At 76.2% G+C, this 19,276-nt stretch carries 17 protein-coding genes; 3 read left to right on the top strand and 14 right to left on the bottom strand.

Annotated features, from left to right (window positions below; translation table 11 throughout):
- Positions 1 to 88: 88 nt before the first annotated feature.
- The 4 genes from tsaE to ABD143_RS30870 form a co-directional block, all read right to left on the bottom strand.
- Positions 89 to 550: a tRNA (adenosine(37)-N6)-threonylcarbamoyltransferase complex ATPase subunit type 1 TsaE gene (gene tsaE, locus ABD143_RS30885; RefSeq protein ID WP_379659654.1), complete on the bottom strand. Its 462-nt coding sequence runs from the start codon at positions 548 to 550 to the stop codon at positions 89 to 91.
- A 68-nt stretch (positions 551 to 618) separates the two neighbouring features.
- Positions 619 to 1,716, bottom strand: coding sequence for an alpha/beta fold hydrolase (locus ABD143_RS30880; protein WP_343984972.1), 1,098 nt, complete (start codon positions 1,714 to 1,716; stop codon positions 619 to 621).
- Positions 1,713 to 2,891: an alanine racemase gene (gene alr / locus ABD143_RS30875; protein ID WP_343984970.1), complete on the bottom strand. Its 1,179-nt coding sequence runs from the start codon at positions 2,889 to 2,891 to the stop codon at positions 1,713 to 1,715. The genes ABD143_RS30880 and alr overlap by 4 nt, the downstream gene beginning before the upstream one ends.
- A 76-nt stretch (positions 2,892 to 2,967) precedes the next feature.
- On the bottom strand, positions 2,968 to 4,413 hold the full coding sequence (locus ABD143_RS30870) for an NAD(P)H-hydrate dehydratase (RefSeq protein WP_343984968.1): 1,446 nt from the start codon (positions 4,411 to 4,413) through the stop codon (positions 2,968 to 2,970).
- Between the two features lie 91 nt (positions 4,414 to 4,504).
- On the opposite strand from ABD143_RS30870, the gene ABD143_RS30865 reads away from it, so the two are divergent.
- Positions 4,505 to 5,338 carry a dienelactone hydrolase family protein gene (locus ABD143_RS30865; protein ID WP_343984966.1) on the top strand — a complete coding sequence of 278 codons (834 nt, stop codon included), beginning with the start codon at positions 4,505 to 4,507 and terminating at the stop codon, positions 5,336 to 5,338.
- 96 nt (positions 5,339 to 5,434) lie between these two features.
- Here ABD143_RS30865 and ABD143_RS30860 read toward each other — a convergent pair whose 3' ends face one another.
- The 9 genes from ABD143_RS30860 to eccCa all read right to left on the bottom strand — a co-directional run bounded on the left by ABD143_RS30860 (position 5,435) and on the right by eccCa (position 14,769).
- The gene (locus ABD143_RS30860; RefSeq protein WP_343984964.1) at positions 5,435 to 5,803 is read right to left on the bottom strand and encodes a hypothetical protein; all 369 of its coding nucleotides are present in this window, start codon (positions 5,801 to 5,803) and stop codon (positions 5,435 to 5,437) included.
- Entirely contained in the window at positions 5,800 to 6,069 is a 270-nt protein-coding gene (locus tag ABD143_RS30855) for a hypothetical protein (RefSeq protein ID WP_343984962.1), read from the bottom strand. Before ABD143_RS30855 ends, ABD143_RS30860 begins: the two co-directional genes overlap by 4 nt.
- 58 nt (positions 6,070 to 6,127) lie before the next feature.
- Positions 6,128 to 7,465: a phosphoglucosamine mutase gene (gene glmM / locus ABD143_RS30850; protein ID WP_343984961.1), complete on the bottom strand. Its 1,338-nt coding sequence runs from the start codon at positions 7,463 to 7,465 to the stop codon at positions 6,128 to 6,130.
- An 8-nt stretch (positions 7,466 to 7,473) separates the two neighbouring features.
- The gene (gene rpsI, locus ABD143_RS30845; RefSeq protein WP_343984960.1) at positions 7,474 to 8,058 is read right to left on the bottom strand and encodes a 30S ribosomal protein S9; all 585 of its coding nucleotides are present in this window, start codon (positions 8,056 to 8,058) and stop codon (positions 7,474 to 7,476) included.
- A gap of 38 nt (positions 8,059 to 8,096) precedes the next feature.
- The gene (rplM, locus tag ABD143_RS30840) at positions 8,097 to 8,540 is read right to left on the bottom strand and encodes a 50S ribosomal protein L13 (protein ID WP_343984959.1); all 444 of its coding nucleotides are present in this window, start codon (positions 8,538 to 8,540) and stop codon (positions 8,097 to 8,099) included.
- A gap of 202 nt (positions 8,541 to 8,742) precedes the next feature.
- Positions 8,743 to 9,033, bottom strand: a complete 291-nt coding sequence (locus tag ABD143_RS30835) for a WXG100 family type VII secretion target (protein ID WP_343984958.1) — start codon at positions 9,031 to 9,033, stop codon at positions 8,743 to 8,745.
- 10 nt (positions 9,034 to 9,043) lie between these two features.
- The gene (locus ABD143_RS30830) at positions 9,044 to 9,355 is read right to left on the bottom strand and encodes a WXG100 family type VII secretion target (RefSeq protein WP_343984957.1); all 312 of its coding nucleotides are present in this window, start codon (positions 9,353 to 9,355) and stop codon (positions 9,044 to 9,046) included.
- Positions 9,356 to 9,472: 117 nt separating this feature from the next.
- Positions 9,473 to 10,864: a type VII secretion-associated protein gene (locus ABD143_RS30825; protein WP_343984956.1), complete on the bottom strand. Its 1,392-nt coding sequence runs from the start codon at positions 10,862 to 10,864 to the stop codon at positions 9,473 to 9,475.
- On the bottom strand, positions 10,861 to 14,769 hold the full coding sequence (gene eccCa, locus ABD143_RS30820; protein ID WP_343984955.1) for a type VII secretion protein EccCa: 3,909 nt from the start codon (positions 14,767 to 14,769) through the stop codon (positions 10,861 to 10,863). The genes ABD143_RS30825 and eccCa overlap by 4 nt, the downstream gene beginning before the upstream one ends.
- Before the next feature lie 143 nt (positions 14,770 to 14,912).
- Between eccCa and eccD the strand changes: the two genes are divergently transcribed.
- Both eccD and mycP read left to right on the top strand, forming a co-directional pair.
- A complete protein-coding gene (gene eccD, locus ABD143_RS30815) occupies positions 14,913 to 16,289 on the top strand; it encodes a type VII secretion integral membrane protein EccD (RefSeq protein ID WP_343984954.1) in 1,377 nt (458 codons plus the stop codon).
- The gene (gene mycP / locus ABD143_RS30810) at positions 16,286 to 17,641 is read left to right on the top strand and encodes a type VII secretion-associated serine protease mycosin (RefSeq protein WP_343984953.1); all 1,356 of its coding nucleotides are present in this window, start codon (positions 16,286 to 16,288) and stop codon (positions 17,639 to 17,641) included. The genes eccD and mycP overlap by 4 nt, the downstream gene beginning before the upstream one ends.
- A gap of 1 nt (position 17,642) precedes the next feature.
- On the opposite strand, the gene eccB is transcribed toward mycP, so the two are convergent.
- Positions 17,643 to 19,064 (bottom strand): type VII secretion protein EccB, encoded by a 1,422-nt coding sequence (eccB, locus tag ABD143_RS30805; RefSeq protein WP_343984952.1) that lies wholly within the window; start codon positions 19,062 to 19,064, stop codon positions 17,643 to 17,645.
- Between the last annotated feature and the right edge of the window lie 212 nt (positions 19,065 to 19,276).

Raw genomic sequence — 19,276 nt, 5'->3', positions numbered from 1 at the left:
CGGCACGATCACCGACCGTGTGCCCACCCCTTCGCGCCGCTGATGTCGGCGTAGGGGCCGGTCGCCTAGTCGAAGATGACGGCCTCGATCATGCGCGCTCCGCCTCGACCCGGCTGACCACGGCCGTACGCAGGTCGTCGGGACGGCGGGACAGGCGCACGAGCAGGTGCCGCGCGGCGAGGCGTTCCACCACACCCTCCCCCCACTCGACCGCCACAACGGCCTCGGCGAGGTCGGTGTCGAGGTCGAGGTCGTCCAGCTCGTCGGCGACCTCGGCCCCGCCACTGCCGAGGCGGTACGCGTCGACGTGCACGAGCGGCACCCCCGCCCCGCCGGGCAGCGGCCGGTGCTCCCGCGCGATCACGAACGTCGGCGACGTCACCGGCCCGGCCACGCCGAGCCCGCGCGCGAGCCCCCGCACGAACACTGTCTTGCCTGCACCCAGCGGCCCGGACAGCACCACGAGGTCGCCAGGGCCGAGCCCGGCCGCGAGCCGCTCGCCGAGCGCCTCGGTGTCGGCGGGCTCCGGGAGCTCCAGCTCGACGCCCAGCTCGACCCCCGCGTCGACCCCCGCGTCGACCGCCGCCTCGACCGCCGCCTCGACGCTGCGCACGTCGTTCACGCGCGCCTCCGGAACCGCGGTCTGGCCCGGGCGGTGCTGCGGCGGATCAGGGCGACCAGCGCCTCGTCCATGGCGGCGGGCTGTTCCAGCATCGGCAGGTGCCCCGAGCCGGCGAACCGCACCAGCGTCGCGTCGGGCAGCTCGGCCGCGATCACGTCGCTGTGGCTGACCGGGATGACGCGGTCGGCGTCGCCCGCGGCGACCAGCACCTCGCACTCGGCGAGCGCGGGGAGGGCCGCGAGCCGGTTGTGGCTGTCCACCGTGTCCGCGAAGTCGGTAAGGGCGTCGACCGCGTTGGCGCTGATCATCGCGTCGACGAGGTCGACGAGCCACGGCGCCACGTTGCGGTCGCCGTACGCGAAGCTGCGGGTGATGGCCCAGATGACGTCGCCCGCTGCCCGGCGCGCCGCCTCCACCAGCTTCGGCTGCAGGCGCGCGAGCAGCGACACCCCGCGTGTGAGCGGGTTGTGCCGCGAGAGCAGGGTGGCCGACAGACCGGAGCTCGCCACCTGGCCTGCCGACGTCGCGATCAGCGCGACCCCGACCACCCGTTCGGTGAACAGCGCAGGGTGCTGCTCGGCCAGGGCCATGATCGTCATTCCGCCCATCGAGTGCCCCACCAGCACGAGCGGGCCCTCGGGGGCCAGCGCCCTGATCACGGCGTCGAGGTCGTGGCCGAGCTGCTCGATGGTGCAGCTCTCGCGGGGCGCCCGCTCGGAGGCGCCGTGGCTGCGCTGGTCGTAGAGCACTAGTCGGATGGACGGATCGGCCAGGTCGGCGAGTGACTGCCGCTGGAAGTGCCAGGTGCGCCGGTCCAGGGCGAAGCCGTGCACCAGCACCACGGTGAGAGCGGGCCGGCCGTCCCTCGCCTCGATCTCCTCCGCCGAGATCCGCACGCCGTCGTCGGCCGTGACGGAGCACGGTTCGCTGATCGACCCGGCGAACTCCGCGGGCTCTTGCGACAGTTGCGTGGCCAGCCGGTGCCGCTCCGCCGCGATCTGCGAATGCTTGCGCGCCGCCACACCGACGACGACCCCGGTGACTGCTGCCCCCGCGGCTCCGGCCGCCGCACCCAATATCTGACCGCGCCTCACGCCCCGCCCCCAACGACCGTGTCCCCGACAACCGTGTCCCCGACAACCGTGCGTGTCACGCGCTTGCCGTGCACGCCCGTGACGACTTCGTAGTGGATCGTGCCGAGCTCGTCAGCCCAGTCCTGCGCGGTGGGCTCGCCCTCGGCACCGGGGCCGAAGAGCACGGCTCGGTCCCCCTCCCGCACAGTGTCGTCCCCGCAGTCGACGACCACCTGGTCCATGCACACCCGCCCGACGACGGGCCGCACGGCACCGGCGAGCAGCACCTGCATCCGGCCGTCCCGGCCGAGCCGCCGCGGCACGCCGTCGGCGTACCCGACGGGGAGCAGGGCGAGCGTCGTCTCGCGGGGCGTCGTCCACTCGTGCCCGTACGACACACCCTCACCCGCCGGCACGCGCTTCACGAGCGCCACCCGCGCGCGCAGTGTCATCGCCGGCCGCAGCGGGCTGTCGGCAGGCTGGCGGTCCATCGGGTCGAGACCGTAGACGGCGATGCCCGGGCGGACGAGGTCGAAGTGCAGGTCGGGGCGGCTCATCGTGGCCGCGGAGTTGGCGAGGTGCCGGATCGGGTCGAGCCCGCGCTCCGTGGCCGACCGCCAGGCGGCCGTGAGCCGCTCGGCCTGCAGGTCGAGGGTGGGGTGGTGCGGGGCGTCGGCGTGGGCGAGGTGCGACCACACGGCAACGACCTCCGCGGCCCCGTCGGCCGCGGCCTTGGCCGCGTCGTCGAGCAGGTCAATCCAGTCAGCAGGCTGTGCGCCGTTGCGGCTCAGCCCGGTGTCGATCTTCAGGTGCAGCCGGACGGGGCGGCCCGCGCGACGGGCGCCGTCGAGCACGGCGGCGAGGTGCGCGCGCGAGGCCACCGAGAGGTCGACGCCCGTGGCCACGGCCTCGGTGAAGTCGTCGCCTGGGAGGTGCAGCCAGGACAGCACCGGCGCGGTGATCCCGCCTGCGCGCAGCTCACGGGCCTCCTCCAAGGTGCAGACCCCGAGCCAGGACGCCCCCGCCTCCAGCGCCGCCCTCGCCACCGGCAGCGCGCCGTGCCCGTAACCGTCGGCCTTGACCACTGCCATGAGGGCGGCACCCGGCGCGGCGGCTCGGAGCACACGGACGTTGTGCCGTACGGCGTCCAGATCGATGACGGCCTCGGCACGTGGGCTCCGCGACGGATCCTGCACGCCCGCATCATCGCATCCGCAACCACTTCGCCGAGTCGGCAGCGCGACATACACCACTGCCGTTCGGCGCGCGCGGCTAACCGGTCGCGGCGCGCACCGCCCTGATCGCGTCCGGGAGCGAGGCCTGCAGCCTCGACGCCGGAGCCGGAGCGCCCTGCGCGGCCAGGTCGGCCGCGATGCCGTGCACGCGGGCCGCGCACCCGGCCGCCCACCACGGCTCCAGCCCGGCGGCCAGCAGGGCGCCGATGACCCCGGTCAGCACGTCGCCCGAGCCAGCCGTGGCCGCCCACGACGAGGTCGCCGGGTTTACGAGCACCCGCCCGTCCGGATCGGCCACGACCGTCGCGTTGCCCTTGAGCAGCACCGTCACCCCGAGGTCGGAGGCAGCCCGTCGGGCTGCGCCGATCCGGTCGGCACCCACCTCGCCCGCGACGCGCGCGAACTCCCGGTCGTGCGGCGTGATCACCACCGGGCGGCCCCGGACCGCCGCCAGGAGGTCGGAGTGTTTGGCGAGCAACGTGATCCCGTCGGCGTCGATGCACAGGGGCACGTCCCGCGCGATCGCCTCGGCGAGCACGGCTCGGCCGGCGTCGTCCGTGCCGATCCCGGGACCCACGGCCCACGCCTGGGTGCGGTCGGCGTCGGCGATGGACTCGGTGATCACCGTCTCCGGCCACTTGGCGCGGACCTCGGGAGCGGCGGTCCCCGCAAAGCGCACCATCCCGCTCGTGGCGAGCACGGCCGCGCCCGTGGCGAGCACCGCCGCTCCCGGGTACGCGGCCGAGCCGGCCGCGATCCCGACGACCCCCTGTGTGTACTTGTCGTCGGCCGCGCCGGGCACCGGCCACCGCGCACCGACGTCGGCGTCGTCGAGCACGTGGGCGTGCGGCTTCGGGAGCATCGGGCCGAGCCCGATGTCCACCAGGTGCACGTGACCGCACCGGGGCGCGGCGAGCACGTGCACGGGTTTGAGCGCCCCGAACGTCACGGTCTCCGTGGCGGTGACGGCGGGCCCGCTCACCGCCCCGGTGTCGGGGTCGACGCCGCTGGGCAGGTCGACGGCGAGCACCGGCACCCCCGCCCGCTCGACGGCCGCGACGAGCCCGCCCGCAGGCTCGCGCAGCGCCCCGCGCCCGGAGATGCCGACGATGCCGTCGATCACGAGGTCGGCACCCAGCTCGGCGACGAGCCCCGCTCCGGCGTCCACGAACCGCCCACCGAGCTTGCGCAGGGCGGCGAGGCCCTCCGGGTGCGCGCGGTCCGGGTCCAGCAGCACGGCCGTGACGCCCACGCCCCGCCTACGCAGCTCGTAGCCGGCCCAGAGGGCGTCACCGCCGTTGTTGCCCGCCCCGACCAGCAGAATCACCCGGCGGCCCGCGACCACCCCGGTCCGCGCCAGCATCCGCCGGGCGTGCACCGCCAGACCGAACGCGGCGCGCCGCATGAGCACACCCTCCGGGGTGCGGTCCAGGAGCACGGCCTCGGTCTCGCGCACCTGCTGCGCGGTCCAGACGCCCCTCATCGAGGATCCCTCGCGGACATGCTGGGAGCGTAGGCGCTTCGCCCGGAGCGGCAGGTCGCCCAGCCCGGTCCGGGGTACTACCGTGCGCGCTGTGACCCGGACCCGCTCGCCCATCCGGCCGCCCGAGGTGCGGAACGCCAAGGACGCACTGGTCCACCTCTCCCGGCCCGGTCCGCACCGGGTGCTGCGCGGCGACCTCGGCATGGTCGGCATCCCCGGTCTCGTCTTCGCGCCGGAGGAGGGGCTCGGCCTGCCCGCGGTGGCGTTCGGGCACGACTGGCTGCAGCCCCCCGAGCGTTACGCCGACCTCCTGCGCCACCTCGCGTCGTGGGGGATCGTCGCGGCAGCGCCGTCGAGCCACCGCGGCGTGCTGCCGAGCCACGCGGGGTTCGCCTCCGACCTGCGCACCACCCTCGACGTGTGCGCGGGCGTCCGCCTCGGCGACGGGCGGATCAGCGTCGACTCCCGCCGCACCGCGTTCGCAGGCCACGGGATCGGCGGCGGCACGGCCCTCGTCGCGGCGGCGGGACACCCGCGGGTCGCCGCCGTCGTGACGATCGCGATGGCACAGACCCGCCCGTCCGCCATCGACGCCGCCCGTGCCGTCACAGTGCCGGTTCTGCACCTCGCGGCCGGCAAGGACACGGTCGCGCCCGCCGCCGGGCACGCCGAACCGGTGGCGGCGGCCGCAGGCGGGCCGGTGATCCTGCGGACACTCAACAAGGCCGGCCACACGGGGTTCCTCGACGGCTCCCACTGGAGCGACTTCGTGCTCGCCGGCAGCCCCGATCACAAGACCCGGCGGATCACCCGGGCCCTGGTCACCGCGTTCCTGCTGCACCACCTCTGCGATGAGGACCGCGTGGACGTGCTCGTGGACGGCAAGGTCCCCGGCACGTCGCTGGTGCAGCGCCCCAGCAGCTAGTGCACCCGCTCACGCACCGTTTCCCGCACTGACGCACCGGCCGCAACCGGTGCGCGGCCACCGGAACCGGTGCGTCGCCGGGGAAGCGGTGCGTGGCTATCTTGGCGGCTCTGACAGCTCCGCGATCCGCATCCCCCGCTCCTCGTCGGCGCGCTTCGCCTCCGTGCCGGCGAGGCGCGCCCCGGGCCTGCCCACGCTCGACCAGGTGGGCGGCGCCGACAGCTCGGCGTCGGCGCTGCGCCGGGCGTACTCCGCGCCCAGCTCGGCGGCGACCACGGCCTCCCGGCCAAGCTCCGCGCGCACGTTCGCGGTGCGCTCGGCCCATTCCCGGCCGCGGTCGTCCGGCCAGTCCCGCCCGATCTGCTCACCGAGCTGCCCGAGCCGCCGCCCGCTGTCGGCCAGCGCTTCGGCGAGCCGCGTCCACCAGTGCGCCGCCTCGCGCAGGTCAGCGGCCGGGTGGCTCACGGCTCGCCGTGCAGGACCTGGCGGAACGACTGCACCACGGAACGGTCGGCCGCCTCGTGTTCGGCAGCCGCTCCCGCGAGCGCGGCACCGAGCGCGGCGAGCTCGCGGACGGCCCGCAGCACGGCAGCCTGCACGCGTTCCTCGTCGGGGGTGCGGGCCTCGGTCGGGCCGCCGTGCAGGAGCGCCCGCAGCTCCTCCGACAGCTCGGCGGCCGTGACGGCGTGGGCGCCCAGCCGGTCGGGATGCAGGTGCACGTCGCGCGGCATGGGCCGATGGTGCAGGAAGGCGGCCGTCCCCGTGGCGGAACGGCCGAACTAGGTCAACTCACTTGGCCGACGCGACGGTCGCCGCGAGCCGGACGGCGACGGCTTTGGCCTGCTCGGCTGTGGGCGCCTCGACCATCACCCGGACGAGCTGCTCGGTGCCGGAGGGCCGCAGCAGCACCCGACCGGAACCACCGAGCTCCCGCTCGGCCGCCTCGACGGCCTCGCGCACCGCGGCCGACCCGGCGACCGCCGCCTTGTCGGCCACCTGCACGTTCTGCAGCACCTGCGGCAGCGGAGTGACGACCGCGGCGAGCTCGGCCAGCGGCAGGCCCGTGGCCGTCATCCGCGCCATCAGCCGAAGGGCCGTGAGCAGGCCGTCGCCCGTGGTGGAGTAGCGCGGGAGCACGACGTGCCCGGACTGCTCTCCGCCGAGGGTGAACCCGCCTGCCCGCAGCTCCTCGAGCACGTAGCGGTCACCGACCTGGGTGGTGCGCACCGCGATGCCGACCTCCTGCATCGCGAGGTGCAGCCCGAGGTTGCTCATGACGGTGGCGACGAGGGTGTCGCCCGCCAGCTCACCCGCCTCGCGGAGCGCGACGGCGAGCACCGCCATGATCTGGTCGCCGTCCACCTCGGCGCCGGACGCGTCGACGGCGAGGCAGCGGTCGGCGTCGCCGTCGTGGGCGATGCCGAGGTCGGCCTCGTGTTCGGCGACGGCCTTCTGCAGCACGCCGAGGTGGGTGGAGCCGACCCCGTCGTTGATGTTGAGGCCGTCCGGCTCCGCGTGCAGCCCGATGACCTCGGCGCCTGCCCTGCGGTAGACCTCCGGCGCGACCGCCGACGCGGCACCGTGGGCACAGTCGACCACCACACGCAGGCCCGCAAGGGAGCCGGGGGTGGCCGCGAGGAGGTGAGCGAGGTAGCGGTCGGCCGCGTCGGAGAGGTCACGGACGCGGCCGACGCCGGAGCCGGTGGGGCGGGTCGCGGCGACACCGAGACCCGCCTCGACCGCGCTCTCCACCGCGTCGGGCAGCTTGTGGCCGCCCGCGGCGAACAGCTTGATGCCGTTGTCCGGCATCGGGTTGTGCGACGCCGAGATCATCACGCCGAGGTCGGCGTCGAGAGCCTCGACGAGGAAGGCCACCGCGGGGGTGGGCAGCACGCCGACCCGCACGGCGTCGGCGCCCGCCGAAGCGAGCCCCGCGACGACGGCGGCTTCCAGCATCTCGCCGCTCGCCCGCGGGTCGCGCCCGACCACCGCGACAGGCCGGCGAGACCGGTCCCGCTCGGCGAGCACACGAGCGGCCGACGCGGAAAGTGCCAAAGCGAGCTCCGGGGTGAGGAGCTCGCCGTTGGCCAGTCCGCGTACGCCGTCGGTGCCGAACAGCCGCCGCACGCCTGCAGTCAGCGCTTGCTGTACTGAGGCGCCTTGCGGGCCTTCTTGAGGCCGTACTTCTTGCGCTCGATGACTCGCGGGTCGCGCGTGAGGAAGCCGGCCTTCTTGAGCGGCGGGCGGTCCTCGGAGTCGGCCTCGATGAGCGCGCGGGCGATCGCCAGGCGGAGCGCACCGGCCTGGCCGGAGGTGCCGCCGCCATGGAGGTTGGCGAAGATGTCGAAGCGCTCGGTCTTCTCGACCGTGACCAGCGGCTCCCGGATCAGCTGCTGGTGCAGCTTGTTCGGGAAGTACTGCTCGAGCGACTTGCCGTTGAGCCGGAAGTTGCCGCTGCCCGGCATGAGCCGCACGCGCACGACGGCTTCCTTGCGGCGGCCGACCGTCTGGATCGGGCGGTCGGAGAACACGGCCGGAATCTCGGCCGGGGCGATCTCGACCTCGGCGGCGTAGTCCTCGACCACGCCGGCGTCGTTGACGGTCTCGGTCTCGGTGTCGACGGTCTCGGTGTCGGCAGTCTCGGTGTCGGCGTCAACGGCCTCGGGGATGTCGGTGTCCACGGCCTCGACGGCGTCGTACTCGGACTCGGGGGTGGTCACGGGCTGTCCCTCTTCCGGTGCAGTCGCTTCAGGGTTGGTCACTGGGCGACCTGGGTGATCTCGAACGCAGCCGGCTGCTGCGCGGCGTGCGGGTGCTCCGGCCCGGCGTAGACCTTGAGCTTCTTGCCCATCGCACGGCCGAGGCGGTTCTTCGGGAGCATGCCCTTGATGGCCTTCTCGACGAGACGGTCCGGGTGCTTCTCGATCATCTCGCCGACGCTGCGCTGGCGCAGGCCACCAGGGAAGCCGCTGTGGCGGTAGACGAACTTGGCGTCCCGCTTGTTGCCGGAGACGGCGATCTTCTCCGCGTTGACGATGATGACGAAGTCGCCCGTGTCCATGTGCGGCGCGTACGTCGGCTTGTGCTTGCCGCGCAACAGGGTGGCGGCGTGCGTGGCGAGGCGGCCGAGCACCACGTCCGTGGCGTCGATCACGTGCCAGGCGCGGGTGATCTCGCCGGGCTTGGGGCTGTACGTGGGCACGGACCTACCTCGTCGCTGTCGTGTGCTCGTTCGGGAGCTTCCTCTGGTGCGCGAGTGCGGCATGCTGGGGCGCCGGGCCCGGTGGGCCGGGCCGTGCGGGTCGTGGGTGAACACGGCCGCGGGTGTCCACCCGCCGCACATCGAAGAACGAGCGTACCCGCCGCCGTGAAGCAGGGTCAAAACGGCCCCCCACGTACCGCTTTCAGGGCCGCCAGCGGTCCGTGTTGGTCTTCTCGGCCTGCTGGTAGCGCTCGTTCGCCACTCCCAGTGTGACGCCGATCTGGCCGAGCACCGCCGCCAGGTCGGTGGCGGCGGTGTCCCACTGGCGTTGTTTGACGCGGTACTCCGTGGCCGCCTCCCCTTCCCAGGTGGCGACCAGCGGCGCCAGGTACCTCTCGAGCTCGCCCAGCTGCCCTGTGATGCGGTTGGCGGTGTTCGTGATGTCGAGCCGCGCCGCCTCGAGCGCGCCGAACGTGACCTTGATCTCCGACATTGGTTCCTCCTCAGCCGAGCGCGGCGCGGATCGTGGACAGGTCACCGCTGTGCTGCTGCTCCATGGCCTGGTAGCTCGTGCCGGAGCCCTGGATCGACTCGCCGATCGCCCGCAGCGCGTCGCTCAACCTGCGGGCGTCGGTGTCCCACCTCGTCATCAGCTCGGCGAAGACGGTGGCCGCCTCCCCGCGCCACGCCCCGGCCAACGGCGCCAGCCGCGCGCGCAACGTGGCCAGGTCGGTCTGCACGGCGTCGTTCACCGCGAACACGTGCCGCCCTGCCCGATCCATCTCCTCGGTCGACGTACCGAAACCCTCGGCCATGCCGATCGCCCCCTGTTCTGGTGCCTGCTGTCCGGCAACCGTCGCAGGATGCGGGCCGGGCCGTGGCCGAACCGCAGAAATCGTGTGCAGGTGTGAACGTTCGTCGCCCGATCGGCGTCAGGCCCTGCCCACGGTGGCGACCACCCGGTCACAGGCGGCCCGGACGGCGCCCGCGTTCGCCCGCGTGCTCCGGCAGCCCACGCTGAGCTGGGCGTCGCCATCGAGCACCACGAACCACTCCACGACCGTGCCGTCCGCCTCCTCCTGCCGGTACGTGGTGCCGCGGCGACCGGCAACCTCGGCGTCCGCGTCATAGCCCGACAGCCGCGACCCGGCCGCCACCGCCGCGGCGAACTCCGCCCGCAACTCCGCCGCGGCCCGCTCCGGTTCGGCACCGGAGTCGTAGCCCAGGGGCGTCCGCTCGACGGCCACGAGGTCACTCCCCTCCGGCGCTGAGATGGGCGTGAGCAGCACCCGCCGCCGCTCCGGCAGCCCGCCCGTGTGCTCCCACCCCTCCGGGAGGTCGAGCCGGTAGCCGTACTGGACGAGGACACCCGTGACCGCCTCCGCAGGCGCCGGGCCCGGGGCGACGACCCGGCCCGCGGCGAGGAGCGCCACGACCGCGGCCGCACCCAGCAGGGCCGACGCCGCGGTGCGCACCGGCCGCCACCGCCGCTGCACCGGTGGCCCGAGCAGTCGAGCCGGCGCAGCCGCCACGGCTTGTGTGTCGGTCCGACGAGAACTCGTGACGACGCCCGCGTGCGGAGGGAGGGCGAGGGCGCCCAGCGCCGCGGCGGCGTCGGGCCGCGGCGCGACCGTGACATCCGGGATCCCCGCCTCGTCGAGCAGCTCGGCGAGCAGCGGCGCGCGCGCCAGCCCGCCCACGAGCAGCACCGGAGCCCGACCTGCGACGGTCAGCATCTCCCGCACGGCGTCCACAACCGGGCCGAGCGCGGGGGCCAGGACCGCCCGCAGCTCCACCGCCGTCACCCGGCGCGCCTCGCCAGGCAACTGCACGTGGACCGACGGCAGCAGCGACAGGGCCTCCCGCACTCGACGCGCCTCCGCCTGCCCGGCCGCAAACCGGGCCGCCACGAGCCCGTCCAGGCTGCGCCCGCCCACGTCGACCGCGCGCCAGTCCCGTACGGCCCCGTCCGGGCCGACCCAGGTGCACTCGGCGCCGGAGAACCCCACGTCGAGCACGACCGGCCCGGGACAGCCTGCCGCCGCGAGTGGTGCCGGGACAGCGCGCACCCGCGCCGCCGTCCCCGCGCAGCCGGACGCCCACTCCGCGACCCGGGCGGGCGGCCATCGGCCCGGATGCACGAGCACCAGCTCCTCGACGTCCGGCCCGACCAGCTCGGCCACCGGCCCGCCCACGGCGGTCTGCGGCGTCTCTGCAGGCCGGAGCTCCGCCACCAGCCACGGCTCACCGTCCGCACCGGCCCCGGCGACCCGCACGGCATCCGCCCCGAGCTGGACGGCGACGCGCACGGGGACCGCTGTCACTCGCCGTCCCCCGGGTCGGGCTCCAGCCACGCGAGCTGGACGCGCCGGTTCCCCCGCCGCCGGTCGACGAGCGTGCCGCGCCCCGGCGGCTCGGGCCCCGGTTTGACCGTGCCGAGCAGCGCGCCCTCCTCCGGGCTGCCGTTCATCACCAGGCCGGGCGCCGCGAGCTCGCGCAGCCTGCCGAGCAGGGGGTCGAAGAGCGCCCGGCCTGCCCCGCCGCTGCGGCGCGCGACAACGAGGTGCAGGCCCACGTCCTTGGCCTGCGGCAGGAACTCCACCAGCGGGAGCAGCGGGTTGGCAGTGCCGCCGCCCGGCGCAACGAGGTCGTAGTCGTCGACGACGACGTACACCTCCGGCCCGCTCCACCAGCTGCGCTCCCGCAGCGCCCGCGCTGTGACGTCCGGCCCGGGCAGGCGGCCGCGCAGGGAGGCGGCGACCTCCCGCGCGACCTCGGCGGTGGCGTCGGCGGTACTGCTGTAGCCGATCAGATGGCTCGCCGGCACGGCTCCGAGCAGGGTGCGGCGGTGGTCGACCAGCACGATCCGCGCCTCCGCAGGTCCGAATCGCGCGGTGACCCCGGCTACGACCAGCCGCAGCAGGTTGGTCTTGCCGCTCTCGGCGTCGGCGAAGCACTGCAGGTGCGGGTCGGTGTCGAAGTCGACCTCCACGCGCCCGAGCCGCTCCTCGTCGACGCCGATCGCGAGACCGCCCGGGTCCGGCTTCGCGGGGAGCCGGTGGAGCTCGATGCGCTCCGGCAGCAATCGGACCGGGGCGAGTCCCGCGTCCGGGCACGCCGCCGCGACCTCGGCCACCAGCGCGAGCGTGTCGGTGGCGCCCGCGCTCAACCGGGGCGCGGCGACCACCGCGGCGGAGCCGTCCGCGGCGAGCGCGTGGCCGGGCCGGGTGGGCACCGCCGCAGCGCGCCGCCGGTCCACCTCGGACTCCGACGGCTCGCCGAGCCGCAGCTCGATGCGCCCGCCCATCAGGTCCTTGAGCGCGGGCCGCAGCTCGCTCCACCGGGACGCCGACACCGCGAGGTGCAGCCCGTAGGCCAGGCCCTGCGCGGCGAGCGGCAGCAAGCGGGCCTCCAGGTCGTCGAACTCGCCCCGCAGGGTGAGGTACCCGTCCACGACCAGGAGCAGGTCGGTGCCGGGCTCCCCGGGGTGCGCGCCGGCCGACCGCCGCGCCCGGAACTCCTCGACGGACGCGATACCCGCCTCCCGGAACAGCCGTTCGCGGCGCGCGAGCGCGGCGGTGAACTCCGCGACGACCCGCCGCACGAGGTCCGGTTGCTGCCGGTCGGCCACCGTGCCGACGTGCGGCAGCCCGGCGAGCGGGCCGAGCGAGCCGCCGCCGAAGTCGAGCACATGCACCCCCAGCTCGGCGGGGGTGTGGGTGAGCGCGAGCGCGAGCACCGTGCTCGCCAGCGCGGTGGACTTGCCCGCCCGCGGCCCGCCCGCGATCGCCAGGTGCCCCGATCCGCCCGCCAGGTCGACCACGAGAGGCTGGCGGCACTGCTGGTAGGGCCGGTCGACGAGCCCGACGGGCACCCGGAGTGGGCTCTCCCGGTACGCACGCACTCCCCGCCCCGCCACGGTCGCCACCGGGCCGAGCACCTCGTCGAGCGGCGGCGGAGCGGCCAGCGGCGGGAGCCAGACGCGGTGCGCCCGCGGGCCCGGCCCGGCCATGGCGGCGATGACAGCGTCGAGCACGGTGGGCCCGTCGGCATCCTCGGTCTCGACCTCGGGCGGGGCAGCGGAGACCTCTGCCATGAACCCGGCCCGGAACGGGAGGGCCTGCGCGCGCCGCACGGGCCGGGCAGGCACCGCCGGTGCGGTTCCGGGCCCCGACACGTACGCGGCGCGGAAGCGCACCAGCTCGTCGGTGCCCGTGGCGAGGAACGCCGAGCCGGGCGCGGCCGGGAGCTGGTGGGCGTCCGGCACCCCGAGCACGGCCCGCGACTCGGCCGCCGAGAACGTGCGCAGCGCGATCCGGTACGACAGGTGCGACTCCAGCCCGCGCAGCCGCCCCTCGTCGAGGCGCTGCGAGGCGAGCAGGAGGTGCAGCCCGAGCGAGCGGCCGAGCCGTCCGATCGTGACGAACAGGTCGATCAGCTCGGGGCGCTGCGCGAGCAGCTCGGAGAACTCGTCCACCACGACGAACAGCGCCGGGAGCGGCGCGAGGGCCGCTCCCCCGCGCCGCGCGGCGGCGTACTCGGCGACGCCGACGAGGTTGCCCGCCGCCCGCAGCAGCTCCTGGCGCCGGGTGATCTCGCCGGCTAGGGCGTCGGCCATCCGGTCGACGAGGGTGAGCTCGTCGGCGAGGTTGGTGATCACCGCGGAGACATGCGGAAGGCCCGCGAGGCCGAGGAAGGTGGCGCCACCCTTGAAGTCGACGAGCACGAGGTTGAGGTCGTCCGGCGAGTGCGCGGCGGCGAGGCCGAGCACCAGCGTGCGCAGCAGCTCGCTCTTGCCGGAACCGGTGGCGCCGACGCACAGCCCGTGCGGGCCGCTGCCGCCCTGCGCCGCCTCCTTGAGGTCGAGCGCAACCGGGCCGCCGCGCCCGTCGAGGCCGATGGGGACGCGCAGCCGATCGGTCTCGGCGCGCGCCCACCGCTCCCGCAGGGCCGCGATCCCTTCCGGCCCGTCCCCGAGCCCGAGCAGCGCGGGCAGCCCGGCGGCCGCCCCGGACGAACCCACCTCCTCGACGTCGGCCGCGCCGGCCGGGCGGTAGCGCGCGAGGCGGCGGGCGAACGCGAGCGCCTCGGCGGGTGCGAGCCCGTCGGGGCGGCCGATCTCCGCCTGCTGCTCGTCGCCCGCCGTGCGGTGCAGCCGGTCCGGCTCCACCAGCAGCCGCACCACCGAGGGCCCCGGCCGCCGCCCCGGCGGGGCACCGACCCGCAGCACGGTGACCCCGGCGACGCCCGCCCACGGCCCCGGGCCGTCGGCCACCTCGTCGACGACGACCAGCAGGTGCGGCTCCCCGATCCCCGGCCCCGCCGGGCGGCCCGCCAGCTCGGCGGCCCACCAGCGGCGCACCTCGTCCACGTCGGAGGTGATCATCCGCACCGGCCCGGCCGCGTCCCGCCTGCGCGGGTGCGCCGCGTGTGGGAGCCACTTCACCCAGTCCCACCCTGGCGCGTGCGACGGCGGGGCGATCACGGCGAGCAGGGCGTCGGCCGGGCTGTGCCAGAGCGCGTACTGCGCGACGACGGCACGGGCGAGCGCCCTGGCCGCAGCGAGCCCGGCCGCGGGTGCCCCCGGTTCGAGCCAGACGGTGGTGCTGGCCCGCAGCGAGAGCGCGACAGGCAGGTCTGGCACCACCGCGTGGCCACGCAGGAAGCGCCGTAGCGCGAGCGCAGTGACCGGCTCGATGCCCTCCACCGGGCCTGTCTGCGGCGTAACGAGCCGCGTGGCGAGGCGCTGGGCCCCGCGCCCGACCCGCACGTGCCCGAAGTCGGGGTCCGCGGGCCTGCGCTCCCAGAGTCGTCCCCCGGCGAGCACACCGGGCCACGCCGCGGGATCGGGGTGCACGGCCTCCAGCGCCGCGCGCTGCTCAGCGGCGATGGCGCGGACCCGCTTCCGCAGCAGCGCCAGGTAGCGCAGGTAGTCGCGGCGGTCCTCGTCCAGGCTTGCGGAGCGGTTCCCGCCGCGCCCGTTGCCCGAGGCCATCATCCCGACCGTCGAGATCGCGAACATTCCGGCGAAGAGCCAGGACGTGGGGTTGTCGACGCCGAGCACCGCCACGAAGCCGATCGAGCCGAGCAGCATGACGAACGGCAGCAGCCGCGTGATCACGCCGGCCGGGACGACCCGCTCCGGCTCGGGAGGCGGTTCGAGGGTGAGCTCGCCGCCCGGCATCCCCGGCGCGACGCGGCGCTGCCGGACCACCCCGATCGTGCCCATCGGCGCCCCCCGCAGGTTCCGCGTGTCGGGTTCCGCGGAACAGCCCCGCGGACACCCCGCCCACTGCGATGCTAGGCACGCGACGGGGACCGCCGGGGCCGTTCCGGAGAACTGCTTCCGTCCTCCCGGAGGGAGTCACCGCGATGCGCCCCGCCGCCCAGCACACGGGCTTCTGCCGGCTCACCGTCGTGTCCCCGCGGGCGCGTGTGGACGTCTCGCTGCCCGCCGACGTCCCAGTGGCGGAGCTGGTGCCGATGGTGCTGGAGCTCGTCGGGGAGCCCGTGTTCGGGCTGCGCCCGGAGCCGTGGCGGCTCTCCGGTGCCGCCGGTGGTCCGCTCCCGCCCGGGGCCACCCTCGGTGAGCTGGGCGTCCCCGACGGCGAGATGCTCCGGCTGGCCCCGTCCGCACCGCCACCCCCGCCCCCGGTGTTCGACGACCCCGTCGACGCGCTCGCAGCCACCGCCGGTGCGTCCGAGGACCGCCGGTTCGCCGCGGCCGCCGTGCTCGCGACCGCGGTGGCGGCGGCCGTGCTGCTCACCGTCACCCCGGGCGGCGCTGTCCCCGCCCTCGTGGCGGGGCTCGGAGCGGCCCTCGCCGTCGGCGCGGCCGCGCGGCTCGCGCGGCAGGCGTCCGTCGCGGGGGTGCCCGACCCTGCGCGCGTGCACATCGCCGCCCGCACCGCGGCGTTCGCGGCCGTCCCGCTCGCCGCGGCAGCGGGGTGGGCCGCCTTGCCCGGGGCGTCGGGGCCTGCTCGGCTGCTGCTGGCGGTCGCGGCGGCCGGCACCGTGGCCGCGCTCGCCCAGGTCGCGCTCCGGGTGGTGGCGCCGCTGCTCATCGCCGCGGTGGTCGCCGCCGCGCCGGTCGGGCTCGGGGCGCTGGTCGTCCTGCGGTTCGACGCGCCGGTGAGCGCGGTCGGGGCCGGGGTGTGCGCGTTCGCGCTCGCTGCCGGGCCGCTGCTGCCGAGGGCGGCGCTCCGGCTCGCCGGGATGCCCCGCCCGGTGGTGCCCGGCGACGGCAGCGAGCTCGTCGACGCCGATGCCGGGCCGGACGTGCTGCCGCCCGACGAGTTCCGCGAGCGCGCCGACCTCGCGCGCGGCTACCTCGCCGGCCTGATCGGAGGGAGCGCGGTCGCGGCGGCCGGTGCGGCTGTCCCGGCTGCGGCCGGCGGTGGCTTGGCCGGCCCGGTGCTCGCGGGTGTCGCGGCCGTGGTGCTGGCGCTGCGGGCGCGCAGCTATGCCGACCCGGTCCCCACCCGCGTCCTGCTTGCTGCCGCGATCGCCGCAGCCGTCGCGCTCGCCTGGGTGGTCGCGCTGCGCACCGCACCCGCTGGACCGCCGGTGGCCGCAGGCGTCCTCCTCCTTGTCGCGGTGGCGGGCGCGGGGGCACTCGCTCGCGGCCGGCGGGCCGGCTCCCCCGTCGTCCGGCGGACGGTCGACCTGCTGGAGGGTGTGCTCATTGCGGCCGCGATCCCGCTCGCGCTCGCGGCCATGGACCTGTTCCGGCTGGTCCGCGAGCTGTGATCCGCAAGCGGGCGGGCGCGGCCCTGGTCGGCGCGGCCCTGGTCGGCGCGGCGCTCGCGGGCCTGCTCGGCGGGGCGCTCGCCGGACCGGCCGCCACCGCCGTCGCCGCGCCCACAACGCCCGCCGGGCTCGTGCCGCAGCCACCCGCCCCGCCGCCGCTTCGAACCGGCCCACCCGCTGGACGGCGGCCCGGACCGGCCCCCGGGCTGGAGGCCCCCGAACGCTGCACCCCGCCCGCCGCCGACGGCGCCTCAGCGGGCACCGGCCCGCCCGGCCTCCGGCTGGCCGAGGCCCACCGCCTCGCGACGGGTCGCGGGCAGGTCATCGCCGTGATCGACACGGGCGTGGCCCCGCACCCGCTGCTGGCCGGACGGCTCACCGGTGGCGGCGACTACCTCACGGGCGGCGACGGCCTCGACGACTGCGACGGCCACGGCACCGCGGTCGCCGGGCTGCTCGCGGCCGCACCTGAGCGGAGGGACCGGTCGTCCGAGCCGGTCGGCATCGCCCCGGGTGCCCGACTGCTGTCGATCCGCCAGTCGAGCCCCTCGTACTCGGTGCCGGGCCCGGACCGCGCCCTGCGCCCGGCGGGCGACACCAACACGCTCGCCGAGGCCATCGTGCTGGCCGTCCGCGGCGGGGCCGACATCGTGAACATCTCGGAGGCCGTGTGCCTCTCCCCGGACCGGGCCGCGGCGGTGGGTGCCCCGTTGCAGGCCGCGCTCCGGTTCGCGGCCGACGCCGACGTGGTTGTGGTGGCCGCGGCGGGCAACCTCGGAAGCGGGTCCTGTGCGGCGGACGGATCCCGGCAGGTGTCGCTCCCCGGCTGGTACGCCGACGACGTGCTCACCGTGGGGGCCGTCGACCCCGGCGACGCCGCGGCGCCGTTCACCGTGCCCGGGCCGTGGGTGGACGTGGCCGCCCCGGGCACCGGCCTGCGCTCGCTCGCGGTCGGTGGCGGCAGCACCGCCGAGGGTGTGACGGGCACGAGCTTCGCGGCGCCGTGGGCAGCAGGGCTGGCAGCGCTCGTGCGCGAGCGCTTCCCTGAGCTCAGCGCCCGGCAGGTGGTCGACCGCATCCTCGCCACCGCCCGGCGCGCACCCGATTTCCGCGGCGCGCTCGGCTACGGGGTTGTGGACCCGGTGGCCGCACTCACCGCCGTGCCGGCCCTCCTCCAACCGGCGGCAGCACCGACGGCGGCCCCGGCGGTCGCGCCCCTCGCCGGCACGACCCCGCAGCCGGCACAGCCGGAAGAGCGGGGCTGGCCGGTTGACCTGCTGGCGGCGGGCGCCCTGCTGACGATGGCAACTCTGACGGCAGCACTGCTGCGCCGACGCCCGCGACGCACGTGATTCACCGGCTCGGGAGCACGTCCACCACTCTGGTCGCCTCCGCCATGTCCAGGGTCGGACCTACCGGCAGCAGGCTCAGCGCGGCCCCCGGGGCCCGGGCCGACGCCGTGACTCCCAGCGCGGCGCCCGTCGCAGAGTCGGCCACGCCGTAGATCACGCCCGTGGTGGAGAGCAGCCAGAGCGGCCCCACCGCTCCGGTGCGCACCGCCCCGCCCGGCCCGACGGCCGCCGCGTCCACCCGCTCACCCGGTCCGTCGGCCTGCGCCAACGTGACCGGGGCGGCGCCCGCCGGTAGCGGCGCCGAGCCGCCCGTCCACACCGACCCGGCCGGGTCGCCGTCGCCACTCCACGTCCAGCACACGACGGGCGCCTCGGCCGGGTCGAGCGTTCGCGGCGCCCCGGCAGGCCAGCCCTCGGTGGGCAGGCCGTCCACGATGTCCGCCCCGGCCAGGTCGGCCTCGTCCACCTCCCGCGCCGCCCGGGCACCCGAGGCCACCCGCAGCAGCTCCGCGAGTACCTCGGGCACCTCCTGCAGCCCGTCGGGCAGCACGACGTAGAAGCGCAGGGCGGCGCCGACCGGGCTCGCGACCAGCACGTCCCCGACCCGGCCAGGCAGCCGCCCGGGTGCGGGGTCGCCACGGTCCGGGATCGCGGGCGTGGCGAGCTCCGGCCCCTCCGGCAGCAGGGAGATGAGGCTCTGCGCCGCGGCGCGGGGCACCCTCCCGGTGAGCCCGAACGCCGCCGCGACCCTCCCGTCGCCGGTGTCGACCCGGTGCCGCTGCCCGCCCACGACGAGCCACGTCGATCCGTCGGGGCCGCCGAGCAACACGCCGTCGCCCGGCGGGTTCGGCTGAACGGGAGCGGCCCCGCCCACCACCGTGGTCGCGACGAGCTCGCCGTCCCCGGTCACCTGGTCACACACGGCCCACCGCTCGGGCAGCGCGGACGCGTCGGGGCGCACGGCGAGCGCACCGGGCAGCGCGGCCGTCGGCGTGCGCGGGGCGGCGTCGAGCCGGGCGTCCGGCACGGTGACGGGGACGGCCGTGGCGGGGTCCGCCTCGGTGCTCCCGCCGCTGCGCAGGGCGGCCAGCACGAGCCGGGCGGCGGGGAGGTTCGCCACCGGGACGAGCCGGTCGGGCTTGTTCGCCACCACGTACATCGCGCCCGAACCGGACCCGACAACCACGTCCTCGCGCTCCCAAGCGGGCGTGGGCGCCACGACGGTGAGGGCCCCGGCCACACACAGCCCGAGAAGTCCGAGCACCACACCGGCGAGCACCGCGCGGCGCTGCGATCGGATCTGCTCGTGCAGCGGCACCGGGTCGCCCCGCACCAGCGCCGCCTCCAGCCGCCGCAGGCCGAACCGGTACGCGTCCACCTGGTCGGGGGTAGCCGGGGCCCGCACGGCGCTCGGTCGGGACACGACGCCGACGTTAACCACGGCACCCGATCCGGCGTGGGCGTTTCGGAGAAATCCGGCTCGGCCAGGCCGACGGTCCGCCCGATCGCCGGTCCGGTCAGCGCTGCGGTGAACGCACCCGCCGTGATCCTTCTGGCGCGGGCCACGGCGGCGGACCTCCTAGAGGAGCGCCCTGAACAACTCGGCCCTACTGCGCGACGCCCAGGCAGGCACCT

The sequence above is a fragment of the Pseudonocardia aurantiaca genome (assembly GCF_039526725.1).
Classification (GTDB): Bacteria; Actinomycetota; Actinomycetes; order Mycobacteriales; family Pseudonocardiaceae; genus Pseudonocardia; species Pseudonocardia aurantiaca.
This window is presented reverse-complemented; position numbering and strand designations above follow the sequence as displayed.

What these genes read in the sequence shown, in the direction of transcription:
- ABD143_RS30855 (WP_343984962.1), bottom strand. Translation starts at nt 6,069, where the DNA reads ATGCCGCGCGACGTGCACCTGCATCCCGACCGGCTGGGCGCCCACGCC.
- ABD143_RS30870 (WP_343984968.1), bottom strand. Translation starts at nt 4,413, where the DNA reads ATGAGGGGCGTCTGGACCGCGCAGCAGGTGCGCGAGACCGAGGCCGTG.
- eccD (WP_343984954.1), top strand. Translation starts at nt 14,913, where the DNA reads ATGCGCCCCGCCGCCCAGCACACGGGCTTCTGCCGGCTCACCGTCGTG.
- ABD143_RS30830 (WP_343984957.1), bottom strand. Translation starts at nt 9,355, where the DNA reads ATGGCCGAGGGTTTCGGTACGTCGACCGAGGAGATGGATCGGGCAGGG.
- eccCa (WP_343984955.1), bottom strand. Translation starts at nt 14,769, where the DNA reads ATGGGCACGATCGGGGTGGTCCGGCAGCGCCGCGTCGCGCCGGGGATG.
- ABD143_RS30835 (WP_343984958.1), bottom strand. Translation starts at nt 9,033, where the DNA reads ATGTCGGAGATCAAGGTCACGTTCGGCGCGCTCGAGGCGGCGCGGCTC.